The organism is Agrobacterium salinitolerans, from assembly GCF_002008225.1.
Classification (GTDB): Bacteria; Pseudomonadota; Alphaproteobacteria; order Rhizobiales; family Rhizobiaceae; genus Agrobacterium; species Agrobacterium salinitolerans.
In genome coordinates, this window is record NZ_MRDH01000006.1 from 910,732 (window position 1) to 929,124 (window position 18,393).

Genomic DNA, 18,393 nt, shown 5'->3' on the forward strand with positions numbered 1-18,393 from the left:
TCCATTTTGTGCAATATATGTAGCACATTTTCAAGCCTGCGCAAACGGAGGTCGTGCCTCAACCCGCCCGTTCCGGCGAATAACCGGCTTCGCGGATCGCCGCTTCCGCGGTTGCGGCATCGCCCATAACCGTCAGTCTGTGGGCATCGAGGTCGATGCTGACGGATGCGCCGGGAAGCACTTCCGTCAGAGCGCCGCGCAGCGTCTTTTCGCAATGGCCGCAGGTCATGTCCGGAATGAGGAAGGTGGTTGCACTCATGGTTTTCTCCTTCTGGCCGGTAGCGATATTGTCGCGCCGGTTGTCATTAAAGTTCAGTGAGTTCTGGCTGGCTTGCCGTCTGTCTTGTCGGCACCCGCGAGATCATCGAGGATGGGGCAATCGGGCCGGTGGTCGCCGCCGCAGCAATGGGCGAGATGAGAGAGCGTTTTCACCATGCTCTTCATCTCGGCGATCTTCTGCTCGAGATCGGCGATGTGGACGAGCGCGATTTCCTTCACCGCCGAACTCTCACGGCTTTTGTCCTGCCAGAGTTTCAGCAGCGTCTCGGTTTCTTCCAGCGAGAAACCGAGCGTGCGCGCCCGCTTGATGAAGCGCAGATTGTGCACGTCCTGCTCGCCATAGACCCGGTAATTATTGCCGGTGCGGGCGGCCGGCGTGATGAGGCCGATCTGCTCGTAATAACGGATCATCTTGGCGGAAACGCCCGATGCTTCCGATGCCTGCCCGATATTCATGACGTCACCTCCCGATGGACCACCTTCGCCCGTTTCAATCTCAGCGCATTGGCGAGAACGAAGACGCTGGAGAGCGCCATCGCACCCGCGCCGATCATCGGCGACAGGGTGATGCCGAAGGCCGGATAGAGCACGCCCGCCGCAACCGGTATCAGCGCCACGTTATAACCAAAGGCCCAGAACAGGTTTTCCTTGATGTTGCGCATGGTCGCCCGGCTCATCTCGATGGCGTTGACTGCGCCCAGAAGATCGCCGCCAACCAGCACCACATCGGCGCTTTCGATGGCGACATCCGTGCCCGTGCCGACGGCAATGCCGATATCGGCTTCGGCGAGCGCCGGCGCATCGTTAATGCCGTCCCCCACGAAGGCCAGCACCTTGCCGCCTGCCCGCATCTCATGGATCGCCTTCACCTTGCCCTCGGGCAGTACTTCCGCCACCACGCGGGAAATGCCGACCTGCCGGGCTATGGCGTTTGCCGTGCGTTCATTGTCGCCCGTCACCATCGCCACTTCTATGCCCATCGCCTGCAATGCTTTGATCGCAGCGATACTCGAGGGTTTCAGCGGATCGGCGACGGCAATCGCGGCCACCAGCCTGTTGTCAATGGCGGCATAAAGCGGCGTCTTGCCTTCATCTCCCAGCCTTGCGGCGACCTCAGCGAAAATATCGACGGAATGGCCGAGTTTGGCCATGTAACGATCCGCACCGACTTCCAGCCTGCGGCCATTGACGGTGGCGGCGATGCCGTAACCCGTCACGCTCTCGAAGTTTTCGACGGTTGTGGGTTCGAGTCCTGCCGGGGTCGTCACATTCTTTTCTTCCGCAGCCCGGACAATGGCTTCGGCAATCGGATGTTCCGAGCGGTCCTCGACGGCGGCGACCAGCCTCAGCACCTCGTTGTCGGCAAATCCTTCGGCAACCACAAGATCGGTCAGTTCCGGGCGGCCCTTAGTGACAGTGCCGGTCTTGTCGACCACGACGATTTCAGCCGAACGTAGCTCCTGCAACGCCTGCCCCTTGCGAAACAGCACGCCCAGCTCCGCCGCCCGACCGGTGCCGACCATGATGGATGTTGGCGTGGCGAGACCCATGGCGCAGGGGCAGGCGATGATGAGCACCGCGACCGCATTGACCAGCGCGAATGTATAGGCGGGTTCGGGGCCGAAGATCGCCCAGACGATGAAGGTCAGAACAGCGATTGCTATGACAACGGGCACGAAAAGCGCGGTGACGCGGTCCACCAACAGCTGGATCGGCAGCTTGGATCCTTGCGCCTCCTCCACCATGCGGATGATCTGCGACAGCATGGTATCCGCGCCCACCTTGGTCGCCTTGAACTTGAAGGCGCCTGTCTTGTTGATAGTGCCGCCGACGACCGTTGCGCCGATCTTCTTTTCCACCGGCACGGGTTCGCCCGATATCATGGACTCATCGACATAGGACGAGCCTTCGACGACTTCGCCATCGACCGCCAGCCTCTCGCCGGGACGGATGACGACGATATCGCCCATCACCAGATCGTCAGGGGAAATATCGATGGTGGCGCCGTCGCGCTCTACGCGGGCAGTCTTCGCCTGCAGGCTCATCAGCTTGCGGATGGCGTCTCCCGTGCGGCCGCTGGCGCGGGCTTCGAGAAGCCGTCCGGTCAGGATCAGCGTCACGATGACGGTTGCCGCTTCATAATAGACGAACTGCGCCTCCGCCGGCAGCAGATCGGGCGCGAAAGTCGCCACGACGGAATAGGCGTAAGCCGCCGTGACGCCCAGCGCCACAAGCGAATTCATTTCCGGCGCACCGCGCAGCAGGGCCGGAAAACCGGTCTTGAGAAAGCGCAGGCCCGGCCCGAAAATCACCGCCGTCGCCAACACGAAATAGATGTAATAGAGGTTCTGCGTCTCGATGATGCCCATCAGCCAGTGATGCAGCGGCTCATAGAGATGGCCGCCCATTTCCAGCACGAAAAGCGGCGCGGTCAGGATCGCGGCAATCGTCAGGTCGCGTTTCAGCGCGCCCTCTTCGCCCGCATGCTGCATATGGTCGTGGCCGCCAGTCTCGCCCGCCGCCATCTGACCGTGGCCCTGATGATGTCCGTGGTGCTGGCCGTGACCTAGATGGGCGGAATTGTCGCGCGGTCCCGGCGTCTTCAGCGCAAAACCGGCGAGCTTTGCCGTTTCCACCAGCGTATCCCGTTCACGTCGGCCGCCAATCGTTTCCACGGAGGCCTTGCCGGAGACCGCATCGACCTTGACGACGATTGTGGTGGCGACCGCTTCCAGAACGGCCTTCAGCCGCCCGGCCTCAGCCTCGCCCCGCAAGCCTTCCACCGCGAATTCGTGACGCTCCGGCGCGATGTCGTAACCGACCTTCTTGATGGCGGCATCAAGCGTTCTGGCCGAAAAACCTTCGGCCGGCTCGACGGTGAGCTTCTTCGTGGCGAAGTTCACGGAACTCGACATGACACCCGGCACCTTGGCCGCGGCCGTTTCCACCCGACGCACGCAGGAAGCGCAGGTCATGCCTTCCACGGGAATGGAAACCGGTTCATGTCGATGGGCGTGTTTGACTGTCTCGTTCATGGGAAATCCCCTTTCGAGACCCTATGTAGAGATTCCCATGATGGGAAGGTCAAGGGAAGCGGAAACTTTTTGTCGAACACACAATCGTGAGTGCGGCCCCCCGCTGCAAAATATGACGTTGGCCGCAATCATACGATCTGTGGAGCCGATACCGGGCGGGGCCTGCCGAGCGCGTTCAGAGGGCTGTGTGTCTTGCCAGATAAACCGTGGCGCCGCCGCATCCGGGATCGTTGACGACATGATCGAGAAGCCGGAAACCGTGCGCGGCGAGCAGGATTTCATATTCATCGCGTGCAAGGCTCGCATGATAAAGCGGCCGGCCCTGAAAGGTGCCGATCGCTTCCCCGTGATCCGGTCCGGCCGTGAACATCAACGCCGCACCGTCATTGGCGTGCTGGTGGAAAATGCCGAACATGCGGCGCTGATCCTCCACCGTCAGATGGAAAAAACTGTGCCACGCGATCAACCCGTCGAAGCGGCGGCCGAGGGCCAGCTTTCGCATATCCGCAACCGCCCAGAGGTTGCCGGGAAATCTCTTCCGGCAAAGCTCGACCAGCGGCAGGGACGCATCGATGCCCGTCACCTCATAACCGCTGGCGATGAAGTAGCCGGCGATCGGCTCACCGGAACCGCAGCCAATATCGAGAATGGACGCGCCCTTCGGCAAGAGCGACATGAACCTGTCGAGCCAGGGTTTTTCGGCAAGGGAGCGTCCACGCTGCCTGTCGAAATCGGCCCCGTGTTCGGTATAGAGCCCGATGACATCGCAGGAGGCATTCGACATTTCCGCTCGTCCCTTCCCAAGTTCAGGATAACCCGTTGCCTGTGCATCGAACATTGAAACTGATGCTCATTTGAGCTACATACAGCATTATCCAAAGGAGGTCGATCATGACCGCAAATGCTTATGTGAGAGCGCGCATCGATCAGGCGCTCAAGGATGACGCGACTGCCGTGCTCGACAGTCTGGGGCTGACTGTTTCCGATGTCATGCGAATGATGCTGACGCGCATTGCCCGAGAAAAAGCACTGCCGATAGAACTGACGCAACCGAACGCTGAAACGCTCGCCGCGATTGAAGAAGCGCGCGCCATCGCGGCTGCCAGGCGCAATCGTTTCGGCACGGCGGAAGCCCTGTTTGACGCCCTTGATGGTAACAAACGGTGACGGATAAAAAAGGTCACGGAAAAGACGCGGCATCGAAACGAACGGTGTTGCCGCGTAGTTCGGATTTCACCAGGCAATTTATCAAGGACTGGCAACGGCTGAACAATTCCGGGCGCTATGACATGGTGAAACTGAAGGAGATCATGCTCCTTCTCATCGCCGGCGAAGCGCCATTACCGGCGCAGTTTCGTGACCATGAAATGACCGGAGAATGGCACGATCATCGCGAATGCCATGTCGGCGGGGACTTTCTGTTGATCTATAAACTTGATGAGAAGCAGAACCTTCTCATCTTCACCCGCGCAGGAACGCACGCCGAGCTTTTCAGGTAAACGCGCAATCCGAAAGATATTGAGGTCGATCTCGCTATCGGTGCACGGCCAGCCGGGGAATATCGCGCAGGAAGGCATCGCGCACGGCGGGGCCGAGTGGCTCGTTTGACGGTTTGTCGGAAACGCGCAGTCTCGCAAAGACGATGTGCTGGCCTTCGCGCTCCGCCCAGCCGACGAACCAGCCGAAGGGACGGTTGCGGTCGGGATTGCCCTTTTCGTCGCGCATGTAGCCGGTTCCGGTCTTGCCGTGCACCGCCCAGCTTTCCGGCCCATCGAAGACCGGCACGATTGCCCTGGTCTTCGCCTGCGCATCGCGCGAAACCGGCAGATTGCCGGCCAGAAGGCGGCGCAGGAAGCCGACCTGTTCCACCGGCGAGACCGTCAGCGACGATCCGAGCCAGGAATGGGTCAGGCCGTTATTCTTGCCCGGCTCACCGGAAACATCGGCATTGCCGTAACCGAGACGCTTCACATAGGCGGCGAATTTTTCCGGACCGAGGCGGCGGGTGATCTCACGCGAATACCACAGGACCGAATCCTGTTCCCATATGGAGGGATCGACCGTCTTGCGGTCGGAGGCGCGCGCCTCTGTGCCGGGTTTCCAGTCCCAGGCGGGCGTCTTTTCATCCTGAAGGATGCCGGCGTCGTAACCGATCAGCGCCAGCGGCACCTTGAAGGTGGAGGCCGGCGCCACGCGCTGGTCGCAGGCGCCCTGCTGGTTGATGATGGCGCCGGTCTCGATGGACGTGACCAGCGTGCATTCGAAGGCCTGTGGCTGTTGCTGGGCGTCAGCGGAAAACGGCAGGAGCCCCGGAAGGGCAAGGCATGAAAGAACGATGGCGGGCAGCCGGTAGCGCATGCGTTTCGATGTCCCTCGTCCGCTTCTGCGGATCATTTGCCGGAATGGCCGGAAGCTGTCTTTGTTTTCAGACAAGTCGTACCCCGAAACCGTGACACGCTTTCGGATGACATGCCTTTAGGAGACGGATGGGGCAGGAATAGGACCAAACAAAAATTGACGTTTTCCGTCAGGTCCGTTCCTTTTCGCCCGCCCTCTCGCCGACCGTCTCACCCACTGTCAGGGGCCAGTCGACCACATAATCCTCGAAGTCGTCAACATCCACATCGGCCTCGCTGACGGTGCGGCCGCGGGCGGAAATGCCGGCCTGATGCACCGTTTGCGTATCGCCGGAGACGAGATAATGCCACCAGTAGAGATCCTTGCCGTCGCGCACCAGCGCATAGGCACAGGTTGGCGGCAACCAGCCGATCTCATGCACCTTCTTCAGGTCGAGCTGGATACAGTCCGGCACCGTGGCGCGGCGGTTTTCGTAATCGGAGCATCGACAGCTCTCGCCGTCGAGCAGCACGCAGCGGACCGAGGTGAACACGACTTCGCCGGTGTCCCAGTCTTCCAGCTTGTTCAGACAGCATAGGCCGCAGCCGTCGCACAGGCTTTCCCATTCCTCGCCGGTCATCTCCGTGAGTGATTTGGTTTTCCAGAACGGCGCGTCATTCATCGTTAACATTTCCGTTTCATTTTGATCTCTTGGACGGGAGTGTTTAACCGGTCCCTAATCCTTTATATCGTATCGCCAAGGGCTGGTTTGTACGATATTTTAGCATATTGGCAGGCGGCTGGGGGTCATTGGCCCGCGAAAGGCCGCCGCGTCAAGCACTTCCGACACAACCATGCCACGGTTTTGCGTCGGGAATGGGTTGAAGCGCAGAATATCGATGATCGCGTTGCGTTGAACAGGAAAACATCGCCAGGTGCAGGAAGAAAAAAACGAAAAAAAAGGCCGTAAAAAACGGCACATCCTGCTCCGGATCGATAGCTTCATCGACTCCGGCCTGTGGACGGCTGCGGCAAGACTGGTGGATTTCTGGGAAGACGTCACCATCGCCTCGCGCAAGCTGCATATGCGGGGCTGGAAGAAGCTTCTCGTCAACCTGACCTGCGACGCACTGACGTTCGGAACGGCGGGGTCCGTCGTGCTTCTGGCGCTCGCCATGCCGGCCTTCGAGGAAACCAAGAAGGACTGGCGGTATCGCGGCGACTTCGCCGTCACCTTCCTCGACCGTTACGGCAACACCATCGGCCACCGCGGCATCATCCACGAGGATTCCGTTCCGATCGACCAGATGCCGGATCATTTCATCAAGGCAGTGCTGGCGACTGAAGACCGGCGTTTCTTCGACCATTTCGGCATCGATTTCATCGGCCTTGCCCGCGCCATGAGCGAAAATGCCCGCGCCGGCGGCGTGGTGCAGGGCGGCTCGACGCTGACGCAGCAGCTTGCCAAGAACCTGTTTCTCACCAATGAGCGCTCGCTGGAGCGCAAGATCAAGGAAGCTTTCCTCGCGCTGTGGCTCGAGACCAACATGTCGAAGAAGGAAATCCTCAGCCTTTATCTCGACCGCGCCTATATGGGCGGCGGCACCTTTGGTGCTGCGGCAGCGGCGCAGTTTTATTTCGGCAAGAATCTCACCGACGTGACGCTCGCCGAATCCGCTATTCTGGCCGGCCTGTTCAAGGCCCCGGCCAAATATGCGCCGCATGTCAACCTGCCCGCCGCGCGTGCCCGCGCCAACACCGTGCTGTCCAACCTGGTGCAGAGCGGGTTGATGACCGAGGGGCAGGTGATCGGCGCGCGGCGCAACCCGGCCACCGTCATCGACCGCGCCGATGTGAAGGCGCCTGATTATTTCCTCGACTGGGCCTTTGACGAGGTGCAGCGGCTGGCCGCCGAAGGCAAGTTCAGGGACCACACCGTGGTCGTGCGCACCACAATCGATACCGGCCTGCAGCAGGCGGCCGAGCAGGCGATGGAAATGGGCCTGCGCGAATTCGGCGAAGGTTACCGCGTCAAGCAGGGCGCGATGGTGATGATCGAGAACGGCGGCGGCGTGCGCGCCATGGTCGGCGGGCGCGACTATGGCGAAAGCCAGTTCAACCGCGCCACGGCGGCGCTGCGCCAGCCGGGCTCCTCCTTCAAGGTCTACACCTACTCGGCCGCCATGGAAAAGGGCATGAAGCCGGAGACGCTGATCTCCGACGCGCCGGTGACCTGGCGCGGCTGGTCGCCGCAGAATTACGGCCGCTCCTATGCCGGCAAGGTGACGCTGCAGATGGCGCTCGCCAAATCCTACAACACCGTGCCCGTGCGTCTTGCCAAGGACGTGCTCGGCACGCAGGTCATCGTCGATACCGCCAAGGCCATGGGTGTCGCCACGCCGCTGCGTAGCGACAAGACGATTCCGCTCGGGACATCGGAAGTCACGGTGCTCGATCAGGCCACCGCCTATGCCGTTTTCCCTGCCGACGGCATGCAGTCGCGCCGCCACGGCATCGAGCAGGTGCTGGATTACGAGGGCAATGTCCTCTACGATTTCAGCCACAACGAAGCGCCCGCCAAACGGGTGCTTTCCGAAGACGCCAATTCGAAGATGAACCAGATGCTGGTGACCATTCCGGTCATGGGCACGGCCCGGCGCGGCGCGCTGGATAACGGCATCGTTTCCGGCGGCAAGACCGGCACCTCGCAGGCCTATCGCGATGCCTGGTATGTGGGTTTCACCGGCAATTACACCACGGCCGTCTGGTTCGGGAACGACGATTTCACGCCGATGAACAATATGACGGGAGGCGCGCTTCCGGCCATGACTTTCAAGCGGCTGATGGACTATGCCCATCAGGGCATGGAGCTGCGCCCCATTCCCGGCATCCAGAACCCGTTGCCGACAGGTGCGCGCCCGCAACCTTCGGCGCAAGTGGCGGCCGCAGCCGCCAGCGCCCCCGCTTTGCCGGCCCTCACCCGCCCACGCTCGCTCTCGGCCGAGGCAACGCGTGTGATCCGCTCCATCGCCAGGAAGATGAAGGACGCTTCGGCCTTGAGTGTGACGACGCAGAAAGTGGCGGATGCGTCGTTGCGCGAGGGCAAGGAGGATGCGGCACGGCGGTGAGGTTCACCTCCCCCTCTGCCCTGCCGGGCATCTCCCCCTCAAGGGGGGAGATCGGCAGGAGGCGCTACCGCCACTTCATTCGTAAACGTTGAGATGGGCGAGACCTATCCGCGCGTCGATCTCCCCCCTTGAGGGGGAGATGCCCGGCAGGGCAGAGGGGGGTAAAGCCATGCACCCCATCGCCACCGCTTCTCCAAACCGAAACTTATCGCAACAACACTCCCCTCGCCGTCTCCACCACATGCGACGTCAACACCCCCAGCCGCTCCGCCGCGAGCCGGTTGACCTGCCAGTAAAGCGGAATATCGAGCGGCGTGCCGGGAACGACCTCCACCAGCCTGCCCGTCTTGAGGTGATCCCCCACAAGCTGCACCGGATTGAGCCCCCAGCCCATGCCGGAAAGGCTCGCCTTCACGAAACCGTCCGTCGAAGGCAGCCAGTGGGTGGGATAGGCGATTTCCTCGCCCAGCACCTTCCTGACCCAACTCGCCTGCAGCCTGTCCTTCTGGTTGAAGGTGAGCCCGGGCGCGCGGGCAAGGGCGGCGGGCGTGACACCTCCGGCGAAATGGCGGGCCATGAAATCCGGGCTGGCGGTGGCATGATAGCGCAACACGCCGAGCGGCGTTACCCGGCAACCCTGCACAGGCTTGGCATGGGCCGTGACAGCGGCGAGCACCCTGCCGCCGCGCAGCCATTCCACCGTGTGGTCCTGATCGTCCACCGCGATATTGACGAGATAATCGCTGCCGCCGGTGAATTTCGAAACCGCATCCAGAAACCATGTGCCGAGGCTGTCAGCGTTTGTGGCGATGTTGAGCGTCACGCGCTCCTGCGCTGCGCCGGCTTCCGCCAGCACCGGAAGCTGTCGGAACAATTCGCTTTCCAGCATGCCGACATGATCGATGTGACGGCAGAGCCATTCGCCCTTTTCCGTCGCCACGCAGGGGTTGCCGCGCACGATCAGCACCACACCCAGCCGCTCCTCCAGTTGCTTGATGCGCTGGGAGACGGCCGATGGCGTGACGCACAGCACCTGCGCCGCCTTTTCGAAGCTGCCGGTCTGGGCCACGAGCGCCACGGCCCGCATGGAGGGATAGTCGAGCATTACGGCACCTCATGCGGGGTTTGGAGGTGGCGTGATGGCCTTGGAAGCCATAGGCGACGGCCTCTCCTTCCCTCATTCTTGTTCCGGGGAACAGGAATGACGGTGGAGAGATGGCAACGTGGCGGAAAATCGAGACGTTGAAGAGAGAAGTGCGCCATTAGCTCAGCTTATCTGGATTGAGTTTATTTAACTGGATTAAACCATCTGGCGGAAATATCCAAGCACTCGGTCGGGAGCAACGCCCCCGGCCATTCCACAATGGACAGAGGCAGGGGCCGCGACGCGCATGGACATCCAGATTTTCTTCACCGGCCTGACGATGGGCCTCAGCCTCATCGTCGCCATCGGCGCGCAGAATGCGTTTGTGCTGAAACAAGGGCTGGCGCGTTCGCATGTGTTTGCCGTCTGCACCACCTGCGCCCTTGCCGATGCGCTGTTGATTACGGTGGGCGTGTTCGGCTTTCAGCGGATCAGCGCCATCATGCCGGCGCTCGATCCCATCATGCGTTATGCGGGGGCCGCTTTCCTCGTCTGGTATGGCGCCAAAAGCCTGCATTCGGCGCTGCGCTCTTACGCGGCGCTTTCGGTGTCGGAGCGGCAGGAGGCGAGCCTGTGGCAGACTTTGGCCATTTGTCTCGCGCTGACCTTTCTCAATCCGCATGTCTATCTGGATACCGTCGTGCTGCTCGGCACCATTTCAACGCAGTTTCCCGGCTTCGAAAAAACCTTCGCGGCAGGCGCGGCCACCGGTTCGCTGGTGTTCTTCTTTTCACTTGGTTACGGCGCGCGCTGGCTGCGGCCAATCTTTGAAAAACCCTCCGCCTGGCGCATTCTTGAAGGCGTCATCGCCGTCACCATGTGGGCCATCGCCTTCAAGCTTGTCATGGGGGCCTAAAGCGGCGGCGTGTCGCCGGCTCCGATATCCCAATAGAGCCCGGCCATAAGGGTAAGCGCCTCGCGTACGATCTCCTTCGGCAAATGTTCGTTCGGCGCATGCTGCGAGCAGCCGGGATAGGAATGTGGCACCCAGATGGTGCGCAGTTTGAGGATATCGGCAAAGATATCGTTGGGCAGCGAACCGCCGAGATTGGGCAGAAGCGCCGGTTTTCTGCCCGTGGTGCGGGCAATGGAGCGCAGCGTGAAATCCACCCATGGATCCTGCGGATCGAGCCGGGTCGCGCGGAAAATCTCGTCGCCGGCAGGCGCGATTTCCACCATGGCAAAACCCTGCCGGTCGAGATGACGCCGCACGGCGGGCAGAACCGCCTCCGGATCGATACCGACAACGAAGCGCAATTGCAGCCGCGCCCACGCCCGAGGCGGAATGGCGTTGACCGGCGCACGCGGATTGCCGGTCTCGAAAGCCAGCACTTCCAGCGCGCACCAGCCGAACACCCGCTCGGCGGTGGAAAGGCCGGGCTCGCCCCAGTCCGGATCGATCTTCGGGCCGTCCGGCCCGCCATCGATTTCACAATCGGCAAGAGCCTCACGCACCGCTTTCGGCAATTCCTCCGGCGCCAGTTCCGGCACGCGGATCTGGCCGGTCGGGCCGACGAGACTTGCGACGGCATGGGCCAGCTGCACGCCGGGATTGGAGAGCGCCCCGCCCCAATTGCCGGAATGATGGCCGCCCTCACGCGCCTCGATCACCAGATCGAAGGTGATGCCGCCGCGCGCGCCGAGAAAAACCGTCGGTCGTTCCGCATTCAGGCGCGGGCCGTCGGAGGCGATCAGAAGATCGGCTTTCAGCCGCTCGCCATGGTTCCGGCAAATCTCCCTCAGGCCGGGAGATCCCCTCTCCTCGCCCATCTCGATCAGATATTTGGCGTTGAAACCAAGCCTGCCGCGTGTCTCGAGCACGGCCTTCAACGCCGCCATATTGACGGAATGCTGTCCCTTGTTGTCGGCCGTGCCGCGCCCATACCACCTGCCATTGCGTTCAGACATCACAAAGGGCGAAAGGCCCTCGGCCCAGCCCTCGTCCTGACCGCGCACCACATCCCCGTGGCCGTATCCCAGCACGGTCGGTAGCGTGTCGCCCTCGAAACGCTCGGCGATCAGAAACGGCAAATCCGCCGCCGGGTCGCGCAGGATGGTGCAGGAAAAACCCATGGCGGCGAATGCGGGCAGCATTTCCTGTTCCAGATAAAGCGTCAGTTCCTCGCCCTGCTCCTCATTCTGGCTTTCGGTCCGTCGCAAAACGCGTCGCGACAAATCCCGCTCGAAGCCGCCATCGTCAAAACAGGCGGCGGCACGGTCGATTGCGGATTGTCGCGACATGATGGAATATCCCCGGTTGTGATCATTTTCACGAAGACTAAACAAGCCGCGCCATTTTCCAAACAGGGAATCAGTGATAGTCCTCGACCTGTTCAAAAACGGGAAAACAGCGTGTTCCGAGTTCCATTCCTTGTCGGCATCGCCCTTCTGATCGCCTTTGGCGGCGGTATTGCCGCAACGCTGGCAGCCCTTGAGGCGACATCCGGCTTTGGATCGATCCGCGTCGGCTCCTGGGACGCCTTTCCCGTGGCGCAGACGATCGAGGCCGATCCTTACGCCAAATCGCACCGCGCCGACGCCGGCAAGCTGCTTTACGGAACCGCGGAAGGGCTGGCCTTCACCGCCTCCGTCGACAGCGATGGGCAACGCTTGAGCGGCGAGTGCCGCTACCGGCTGGCCGGCGCCGTGCCGCCCGCACGGTTCTGGACGATTTACACCGCCGATCAGCAGGGCAATGTGCTGGCGGAAGATGCGGGGCGGCCCTTCGCGCTGAATTCCCGCACGCTTTTGCGCAGCGCCGATGGCGGCGTCGACATCACCATCGCCGCTGACGCCCAGACCTATAACTGGCTGTCGGTGCCGCAGGGCCAGACCTTCAGGCTGGTCATGACCCTGCTCGACACGCCCGTCGCGGGCAGTTCCGGCCTGATCGACATCTCCATGCCGCAAATCCGCAAGCTGGGGTGTGGCAATGCTTAGGGTTCTGCTCGCCATCCTCACCGGTCTCGTCGGCGCAGCCGTGCTGCATGTCATCATTCTTCTGGCGATACCGCATTTCAGCAATCGCGACGCCTATACGCGCGCGGTGGCGGAAGGAAAGCCGCATCAGTTTCATCTGCTCGAAGAGACGGCGGAGAAAAAGACGCTTGGCAGCGGCGATCCCTTCATGCGGGTCGCGGTCTGCACCTTCGATATCGAGGACAAGCCGGTCAGGCTGACTGCCATCGGGGCCGTGCCCTTCTGGTCGGTCGCGGTTTACGACAAGGCCTCGAATGAGGTTTTCAGCATGAATGACCGCACGTCCGCCGGCGGGGTGATGGATATTCTGGTGGCGGATGCGGTGCAGATCGCCGCCATCCGCAAGGCGCAACCACCCGCGCTTTCGCAGGCCATTCTGGCGGAATCGGATCAGACGAAAGGATATGTGGTGTTGCGGACCATGGTCCCGCAGCCGAGTTTCGGCGAAGAGGCGGAACGGTTCCTGAACGAGGCGAAATGCCAGCCGACGGCGTGGAAATAACGTCGGTTGTCGTGCGCCGTCAGGATTTGAGGGCAGTTTCCGCTGCGGATTTGCCCTTGCGCGCGACTTTTCCGGTCGGCTCGGTATCGCGTTTTTCATAGCGCACGCCGGTAAACAGCACGACTTTCGCCGGGCCGATCACGGTTGCCACCGCGCCGGCGGGGCGCAGGTTTCGTCGGGCGTCGCCGATTGGAATAATCTCTGCCATGCTCATCTCCTCTTCGGGACATGATTGTCAATGTTGCCCATGGGAACCGCGCAAGCCTCGTCTTGCGTCGGGAATTTCATCACCATCACATTGCGCATAGGCCAGTCCACAGACTGGTTTTCGCACGATCCAAAAATCCAAGGCGATTCTTATAAAGGGACCGTGCGCAGATTCAGGCTTCACATGCCATTTTCTCATTTATTCCGTCGATAAGAATAACATGGAATCCTAATACTGCCCATGAAATTACAAACAGACAGAGGTTAATGATCCGTTAACCTTAATTGCCGGACCCCAACTTATTCCGGCCGGAGCTGCCCGCCTTGAAAACAAAGGCGATGCGGTAAAGTTCCACGGTCCTGCGTCCGTCATCAAGGTTTTAAAATTTCCTTGTTGAAAGATGCGGATTCTCTCTTGCCACCCCCCATAGTTAACAGGGCGTCAACGCATTTGCTCTAATTTGAGCCGATATTGTGTTTGCGTTTGTTGGGTAGTGCGTTGACCGACCGGTTTCGAGAACTTGAGAGGCCAAGAGCCGTGAGGAAGAAAGATGTGGTGCTGATGGCCACCGTGACGAATTTCGAGAATGTTTCGCATCCGTCAAAAACGGACCTTCGGCAGTTCGCCGAACTTTTCATGCCGCTTTTCAACGCCTCCACCGATGAAGCCAAGCGGGAGGCGATCGCCGCGCTCTCGCAGCATCCGAGCGTGCCTTCGGCTGTCGCCTTCTTCATCGCCTGCCAGCCGATTTCGCTTGCAGCGCCATTCCTCATTTCCTCCAAATGCCTCGATGACGACACGCTGATCACCATTGCCCGCACGCAAGGTGCGGCGCATGCGCGCGCCATCGTGCGCCGCGAGGACCTTTCCCCCACCGTCATCGACGCGCTTGTCGGGCTGCGTCATGCCGAAGATCTGAAGCGGCCGGATGAACAGACGACGGCTGCCGAACCGCAGGCGGCGGAAAGCCCTGAAGAGCCGAAAGCGGAAGAAAAGACGGACAACATCGCCGCCGCCTCCGCGCTCGAAGAGGAAATGCGCCAGCGGATCAAGCAGATGGCGCATCACCTCAACCGCCCGGAAAGCGACGTTCTCGGCCTTCGCCGGCTGAGCGAGGTGCAGGAAGCGCTGCTGGTGCGTTTCGCCCGCGAGCGCAACGCCCGGCAATTCGCGGTGACGCTGGCGGATTCTCTCTCCTCCAGCTACTGGCTGTCGGAGCGCATCATGCTCGATATATCAGGCGCGCAGCTGGCAACGACGCTGACCGGCCTTGGCATGGAATTCTCCGAGGCGGCTTTCGTGCTGCAATGTTTCTATCCGCATCTTTCCGCCGTCGCAGGCGATATGAACCGTGCCGAAGCCCTGCTCGACGGTCTCGACATCGTGGAATGCGAAGAGCGGCTGGAAAGCTGGCGGCGGGCCGACAGCTATACGCATGGCCGCGAACGACCGGGCCACAACACACCGTCTGCGCAAAGAACCGGGACGCAAGGATAATCAGGTCTGGCCTTGCGCCTTCACGGATTGAAGAGGCGGGCCATCGCCGGCCAATTCTAGGCCTTCGGCCCATCAACCAGCGTCAGCAGGCTCCCGATCTCATCGGTTTCGATCTCCACCACCCACAGGTCGCTGTCGAAGCGTCGTTCCCTCTCAAGAAGAGCGGCACTTTCCTCGCCATCCGCACCCGCAAGACGCGTTTCGAAACGGCGCTCGGCGCGGATGTCCTCATCATCGGCGAAACTTTGCGGCGCGGGCCCATAGAGGTTCTCGCGGCCATCACGCAGGCGCTGGCGGATAAAGATCGCCCCCGCCTCCTGCGCCCCCTTCTTTTCGACAGCCGCAAATCCGCCGGCGGCGAAGACGCGGCGGATGAGGGCTGAGACGAATATTTCGGATTTGAGGCGCATGGGGTTGCTTTCGATAGAAACGGTGGGCGTGCTTCGCAATGTTGAATTTAAGGGGCGATGGTGCGCGGGGCTTCACCCCCCTCTGCCCTGCCGGGCATCTCCCCCTCAAGGGGGGAGATCGGCAGGAAGCGCTACCACCACTTCATTCGCAAATGTTGAGATGGGCAAGACTTATCCGCGAGTCGATCTCCCCCCTTGAGGGGGAGATGCCCGGCAGGGCAGAGGGGGGTAAGCCCCACGCACCTCAGCCGCTGTCAAAATCTAAAGCGCCCCGATCGACTTCAGCTTCTTCAGCACGACCTCACTCGGCTCGCCGGTTTCCGGCAGGCGATAATGTTTTTCAAACGCCCTGATAGCATTACGGGTCTGCTGGCCGGCCACACCGTCCACTTTCACATCGGCATAAGCGATGTTGATCAGCCCCTGCTGTATCCTGGCTATAAGATCCCGGCTGGCAGGCTTGGACGTGCTATTAAGGGAAACGGGTTCGGCCTTTACCTGCGGCTTCTCCGCCTTGCGGATGGCGGCCGCGACCGGGTCGATTTCCACTCCACCGCCGCTGGTGTCGGAAGGCCGGTCTTTCGGGATCGCGGCAACGGTCGCGCCATCGATCCTGAGCGCCGCGAGCACCCGGGTCGTCGGCTCGCCGGTCTGTTCCATGCCGAGCGTTTCCTCGAAGAACATGATGGCGGCGGCGGTGCGTGGGCCCATGCGGCCATCCGCCTCGCCTTCGTAAAGCCCGCGTTTCTTCAGTTCTGTCTGAATATCGGCAACGATCTGCTGCGGCTTCTGGCTTTCTGCGACGGATTGCGCCGGCGTTTCGGCCGTCGCTTGCTGCGCGTTTTGCGTCTCCGCCGGTCGTTCTATGCGGAAGGTGGTGACATTGCCCTGCACGCCGAGATGCTCGGCCGGGCGATAACCGGCAATGCCATTTGGGTTTTCCGCGTCGCGCGTGCGCAGGAAAGGCGATGGGTGCACGCCCGGCTGATACCAGAGCGCATTGGCGGCGACAAAACCGAAGACGACCGCAAAGGCGCCTGCGCCGCCCACCAGTTTCGGACGGCGCAGGATTTCTCGCCCGATGGCAGAAACCACCAAGGAAACAAGCCCGGCACCAATCTGGGCCGTTGTTTTCTTAGGCGGTTTTCGCTTTCGCGGGGCCATTGTCACCATCCTTTTTCATCTTTGCGGCCATATCGCCGAGCTGCCGGATGCGGGGCGGAAATTCCACCATGCTTTCGGCTTCGGCGCTTTCGCCGCCACCCGCCATGCCCGAACCGTCGGCAGGCAGGGTGATCGTTACGACCGTTCCCTCGCCGGGCTTGCTGGCGATGGCGAAAGTGCCGCCATGCAGTGCCACAAGCCCCTTGACCAGGGACAATCCCAGACCCGTGCCCTCATAGCGACGGGTATATTCATTCTGAACCTGCATGAAGGGCTGGCCCAGCAATTCGATCTTGTCGGAAGCGATGCCGATGCCGGTGTCGCTCACCGTCAGCTTCAACATCGCGCCCTCACGCGCGGCGTCGATCGACACCACACCACCCGCATCGGTGAATTTTATGGCGTTGCCGGCAAGATTGATCAGAACCTGCCGGATGGCGCGCTGATCGGCCGAGATTTCGCCGACACCGCGCTGGATGCGGCTGGTCAAAGTCAGACCCTTTTCCTTCGCCTGCAGGCTGAGCATCGCCTCGCAGGACGAGATGGTCTCGGCAATCGGGAAGCTTTCCATCATCAGCTCGTAACGGCCGGCTTCCAGCTTGCTCATATCGAGCATGGTGTTGACGACAGAGAGAAGATGCGCACCCGACTGGCGGATGAGACCGACATATTCCCGCTGGCGGTCGTTCTCCAACCGGCCGAAATATTCGCCGGCCAGAATATCGGAAAAACCGAGGACGGCGTTGAGCGGCGTGCGCAGCTCGTGGCTGACGGCGGCGAGAAAACGCGATTTCGCATCATTGGCCGATTCCGCCTCGGCCGCCTTGCGGGCGACATCGCGGCGCAGGCGTACCATGTCGGTAACATCGGTCAATTGGGCGACGATACGGCGCAGGCGGCCCGTTGAACCGCGAATGGCTGTCATTTCGATGCGGCCGTGCATGAATTGCGCCTGACGCGACTTCGCGCCGGTCTCGAAGCGAAGTTCCACCGTCGCCCTGTCCTCCCCCTGCCGCAACATGTCGAAAGCCTGCATCAGTTCGATGCGGTCGGAAACATGGACGTATTCAACGAGGACATGGCCCTTGCTGGCCTGGAGGTCGTTCGGGAACGCCGCGAGATCGCGACCGGAGACGTGCTCGACGAAACCGGTCTCACCGATCATCAACACAAGGCCCGGCACCTGCGATGCCGTGATAAGGTCGTCGTGCACCGGCGAGACCGAATGAGAAGATGCGCCGCGTGCGGAGTGGGAAAAGGCGATCAGAAGTGCGGCGGCAGCCAGAAACAGCGCCAGCACCAGAGCAGCGCCAATGGGCAGTGCGATGGCGGGGCTGACGACAAGGCTGAAAAGGGCCGGCGTCACCACAAGACCGACGGCGCTGAAGGCGATCAGCCAGCGCAGGCGCGCAACGGTTCCGGCGCGCCTTTCGGTGTCCTCTTCCATGCGCGCAAGCCATCTGCCTGCGGCATGGTCGACCAATGCGACCGCTTTTTCTCTCATATTACGCAATACCAACACCGAATCCCTGAGGCGGTTCTAACGGCTCCGACAATAGAAGGCGGCGGCTTAAGGAATGGATAAAAAGAATGGCCTCAAAGGCCCGTCAAATGCTGCGCAGTCCCATTACGGGGCATTTCTTCGAAGCTTTCCCAATCATGGTTAATGACGGGTAAGCGACGGATTTCGCTTCATTTTTGCCATCATGT

Annotated in this window: 19 protein-coding genes; 7 read left to right on the top strand and 12 right to left on the bottom strand. The window is 61.3% G+C overall.

Annotated features, from left to right (window positions below; genetic code table 11):
• Positions 1 to 58 precede the first annotated feature (58 nt).
• The 4 genes from BS627_RS08540 to BS627_RS08555 form a co-directional block, all read right to left on the bottom strand.
• A complete protein-coding gene (locus tag BS627_RS08540) occupies positions 59 to 259 on the bottom strand; it encodes a heavy-metal-associated domain-containing protein (protein ID WP_077982682.1) in 201 nt (66 codons plus the stop codon).
• Between the two features lie 53 nt (positions 260 to 312).
• Entirely contained in the window at positions 313 to 735 is a 423-nt protein-coding gene (gene cueR, locus BS627_RS08545; RefSeq protein WP_006311241.1) for a Cu(I)-responsive transcriptional regulator, read from the bottom strand.
• Positions 732 to 3,314: a heavy metal translocating P-type ATPase gene (locus tag BS627_RS08550; protein WP_165691179.1), complete on the bottom strand. Its 2,583-nt coding sequence runs from the start codon at positions 3,312 to 3,314 to the stop codon at positions 732 to 734. The genes cueR and BS627_RS08550 overlap by 4 nt, the downstream gene beginning before the upstream one ends.
• Before the next feature lie 175 nt (positions 3,315 to 3,489).
• Entirely contained in the window at positions 3,490 to 4,098 is a 609-nt protein-coding gene (locus tag BS627_RS08555) for a class I SAM-dependent DNA methyltransferase (RefSeq protein ID WP_077983008.1), read from the bottom strand.
• 107 nt (positions 4,099 to 4,205) lie between these two features.
• Between BS627_RS08555 and BS627_RS08560 the strand changes: the two genes are divergently transcribed.
• Positions 4,206 to 4,481 carry a type II toxin-antitoxin system RelB/DinJ family antitoxin gene (locus BS627_RS08560; RefSeq protein ID WP_077982683.1) on the top strand — a complete coding sequence of 92 codons (276 nt, stop codon included), beginning with the start codon at positions 4,206 to 4,208 and terminating at the stop codon, positions 4,479 to 4,481.
• Positions 4,478 to 4,813: a type II toxin-antitoxin system YafQ family toxin gene (locus BS627_RS08565; RefSeq protein WP_077982684.1), complete on the top strand. Its 336-nt coding sequence runs from the start codon at positions 4,478 to 4,480 to the stop codon at positions 4,811 to 4,813. The genes BS627_RS08560 and BS627_RS08565 overlap by 4 nt, the downstream gene beginning before the upstream one ends.
• A gap of 34 nt (positions 4,814 to 4,847) precedes the next feature.
• Here the strand turns inward: BS627_RS08565 and blaOXA are convergent, their stop codons facing one another.
• Both blaOXA and BS627_RS08575 read right to left on the bottom strand, forming a co-directional pair.
• Positions 4,848 to 5,672 carry a class D beta-lactamase gene (blaOXA, locus tag BS627_RS08570; protein WP_077982685.1) on the bottom strand — a complete coding sequence of 275 codons (825 nt, stop codon included), beginning with the start codon at positions 5,670 to 5,672 and terminating at the stop codon, positions 4,848 to 4,850.
• Positions 5,673 to 5,841: 169 nt separating this feature from the next.
• Complete coding sequence (locus BS627_RS08575; protein ID WP_077982686.1) at positions 5,842 to 6,333, bottom strand: YcgN family cysteine cluster protein; 492 nt, start codon at positions 6,331 to 6,333, stop codon at positions 5,842 to 5,844.
• Positions 6,334 to 6,586: 253 nt separating this feature from the next.
• Between BS627_RS08575 and BS627_RS08580 the strand changes: the two genes are divergently transcribed.
• Positions 6,587 to 8,779, top strand: coding sequence for a transglycosylase domain-containing protein (locus BS627_RS08580; protein WP_077982687.1), 2,193 nt, complete (start codon positions 6,587 to 6,589; stop codon positions 8,777 to 8,779).
• A gap of 205 nt (positions 8,780 to 8,984) precedes the next feature.
• On the opposite strand, the gene BS627_RS08585 is transcribed toward BS627_RS08580, so the two are convergent.
• The gene (locus BS627_RS08585; protein WP_077982688.1) at positions 8,985 to 9,884 is read right to left on the bottom strand and encodes a LysR family transcriptional regulator ArgP; all 900 of its coding nucleotides are present in this window, start codon (positions 9,882 to 9,884) and stop codon (positions 8,985 to 8,987) included.
• A gap of 286 nt (positions 9,885 to 10,170) precedes the next feature.
• Here BS627_RS08585 and BS627_RS08590 point away from each other — a divergent pair, with 286 nt between their 5' ends.
• Complete coding sequence (locus BS627_RS08590) at positions 10,171 to 10,779, top strand: LysE/ArgO family amino acid transporter (protein ID WP_077982689.1); 609 nt, start codon at positions 10,171 to 10,173, stop codon at positions 10,777 to 10,779.
• On the opposite strand, the gene BS627_RS08595 is transcribed toward BS627_RS08590, so the two are convergent.
• The gene (locus tag BS627_RS08595) at positions 10,776 to 12,164 is read right to left on the bottom strand and encodes a M20 family metallopeptidase (RefSeq protein WP_077982690.1); all 1,389 of its coding nucleotides are present in this window, start codon (positions 12,162 to 12,164) and stop codon (positions 10,776 to 10,778) included. The genes BS627_RS08590 and BS627_RS08595 overlap by 4 nt on opposite strands.
• A gap of 111 nt (positions 12,165 to 12,275) precedes the next feature.
• Between BS627_RS08595 and BS627_RS08600 the strand changes: the two genes are divergently transcribed.
• Both BS627_RS08600 and BS627_RS08605 read left to right on the top strand, forming a co-directional pair.
• Entirely contained in the window at positions 12,276 to 12,863 is a 588-nt protein-coding gene (locus BS627_RS08600; RefSeq protein ID WP_077982691.1) for a DUF1214 domain-containing protein, read from the top strand.
• Entirely contained in the window at positions 12,856 to 13,404 is a 549-nt protein-coding gene (locus BS627_RS08605) for a DUF1254 domain-containing protein (protein ID WP_077982692.1), read from the top strand. The genes BS627_RS08600 and BS627_RS08605 overlap by 8 nt, the downstream gene beginning before the upstream one ends.
• Before the next feature lie 19 nt (positions 13,405 to 13,423).
• On the opposite strand, the gene BS627_RS08610 is transcribed toward BS627_RS08605, so the two are convergent.
• A complete protein-coding gene (locus BS627_RS08610) occupies positions 13,424 to 13,612 on the bottom strand; it encodes a hypothetical protein (protein ID WP_162854287.1) in 189 nt (62 codons plus the stop codon).
• A gap of 561 nt (positions 13,613 to 14,173) precedes the next feature.
• Here BS627_RS08610 and BS627_RS08615 point away from each other — a divergent pair.
• Positions 14,174 to 15,109: a DUF2336 domain-containing protein gene (locus tag BS627_RS08615; protein WP_245307052.1), complete on the top strand. Its 936-nt coding sequence runs from the start codon at positions 14,174 to 14,176 to the stop codon at positions 15,107 to 15,109.
• 56 nt (positions 15,110 to 15,165) lie between these two features.
• Here the strand turns inward: BS627_RS08615 and BS627_RS08620 are convergent, their stop codons facing one another.
• The 3 genes from BS627_RS08620 to BS627_RS08630 form a co-directional block, all read right to left on the bottom strand.
• A complete protein-coding gene (locus BS627_RS08620) occupies positions 15,166 to 15,519 on the bottom strand; it encodes a DUF1491 family protein (RefSeq protein WP_077982694.1) in 354 nt (117 codons plus the stop codon).
• 261 nt (positions 15,520 to 15,780) lie between these two features.
• The gene (locus tag BS627_RS08625) at positions 15,781 to 16,683 is read right to left on the bottom strand and encodes a peptidoglycan-binding domain-containing protein (protein WP_165691180.1); all 903 of its coding nucleotides are present in this window, start codon (positions 16,681 to 16,683) and stop codon (positions 15,781 to 15,783) included.
• Positions 16,655 to 18,187, bottom strand: a complete 1,533-nt coding sequence (locus BS627_RS08630; RefSeq protein ID WP_077982696.1) for a sensor histidine kinase — start codon at positions 18,185 to 18,187, stop codon at positions 16,655 to 16,657. Before BS627_RS08630 ends, BS627_RS08625 begins: the two co-directional genes overlap by 29 nt.
• Positions 18,188 to 18,393 lie beyond the last annotated feature (206 nt).

Excerpts from the sequence above, each read along its gene's own strand:
- BS627_RS08575 (WP_077982686.1), bottom strand. The coding sequence starts at position 6,333 with ATGAATGACGCGCCGTTCTGGAAAACCAAATCACTCACGGAGATGACC.
- BS627_RS08620 (WP_077982694.1), bottom strand. The coding sequence starts at position 15,519 with ATGCGCCTCAAATCCGAAATATTCGTCTCAGCCCTCATCCGCCGCGTC.
- BS627_RS08630 (WP_077982696.1), bottom strand. The coding sequence starts at position 18,187 with ATGAGAGAAAAAGCGGTCGCATTGGTCGACCATGCCGCAGGCAGATGG.
- BS627_RS08605 (WP_077982692.1), top strand. The coding sequence starts at position 12,856 with ATGCTTAGGGTTCTGCTCGCCATCCTCACCGGTCTCGTCGGCGCAGCC.
- BS627_RS08615 (WP_245307052.1), top strand. The coding sequence starts at position 14,174 with ATGGCCACCGTGACGAATTTCGAGAATGTTTCGCATCCGTCAAAAACG.
- BS627_RS08590 (WP_077982689.1), top strand. The coding sequence starts at position 10,171 with ATGGACATCCAGATTTTCTTCACCGGCCTGACGATGGGCCTCAGCCTC.
- BS627_RS08610 (WP_162854287.1), bottom strand. The coding sequence starts at position 13,612 with ATGGCAGAGATTATTCCAATCGGCGACGCCCGACGAAACCTGCGCCCC.
- BS627_RS08540 (WP_077982682.1), bottom strand. The coding sequence starts at position 259 with ATGAGTGCAACCACCTTCCTCATTCCGGACATGACCTGCGGCCATTGC.
- cueR (WP_006311241.1), bottom strand. The coding sequence starts at position 735 with ATGAATATCGGGCAGGCATCGGAAGCATCGGGCGTTTCCGCCAAGATG.
- BS627_RS08585 (WP_077982688.1), bottom strand. The coding sequence starts at position 9,884 with ATGCTCGACTATCCCTCCATGCGGGCCGTGGCGCTCGTGGCCCAGACC.
- BS627_RS08625 (WP_165691180.1), bottom strand. The coding sequence starts at position 16,683 with ATGGCCCCGCGAAAGCGAAAACCGCCTAAGAAAACAACGGCCCAGATT.
- BS627_RS08550 (WP_165691179.1), bottom strand. The coding sequence starts at position 3,314 with ATGAACGAGACAGTCAAACACGCCCATCGACATGAACCGGTTTCCATT.
- BS627_RS08555 (WP_077983008.1), bottom strand. The coding sequence starts at position 4,098 with ATGTCGAATGCCTCCTGCGATGTCATCGGGCTCTATACCGAACACGGG.
- BS627_RS08560 (WP_077982683.1), top strand. The coding sequence starts at position 4,206 with ATGACCGCAAATGCTTATGTGAGAGCGCGCATCGATCAGGCGCTCAAG.
- BS627_RS08595 (WP_077982690.1), bottom strand. The coding sequence starts at position 12,164 with ATGTCGCGACAATCCGCAATCGACCGTGCCGCCGCCTGTTTTGACGAT.
- blaOXA (WP_077982685.1), bottom strand. The coding sequence starts at position 5,672 with ATGCGCTACCGGCTGCCCGCCATCGTTCTTTCATGCCTTGCCCTTCCG.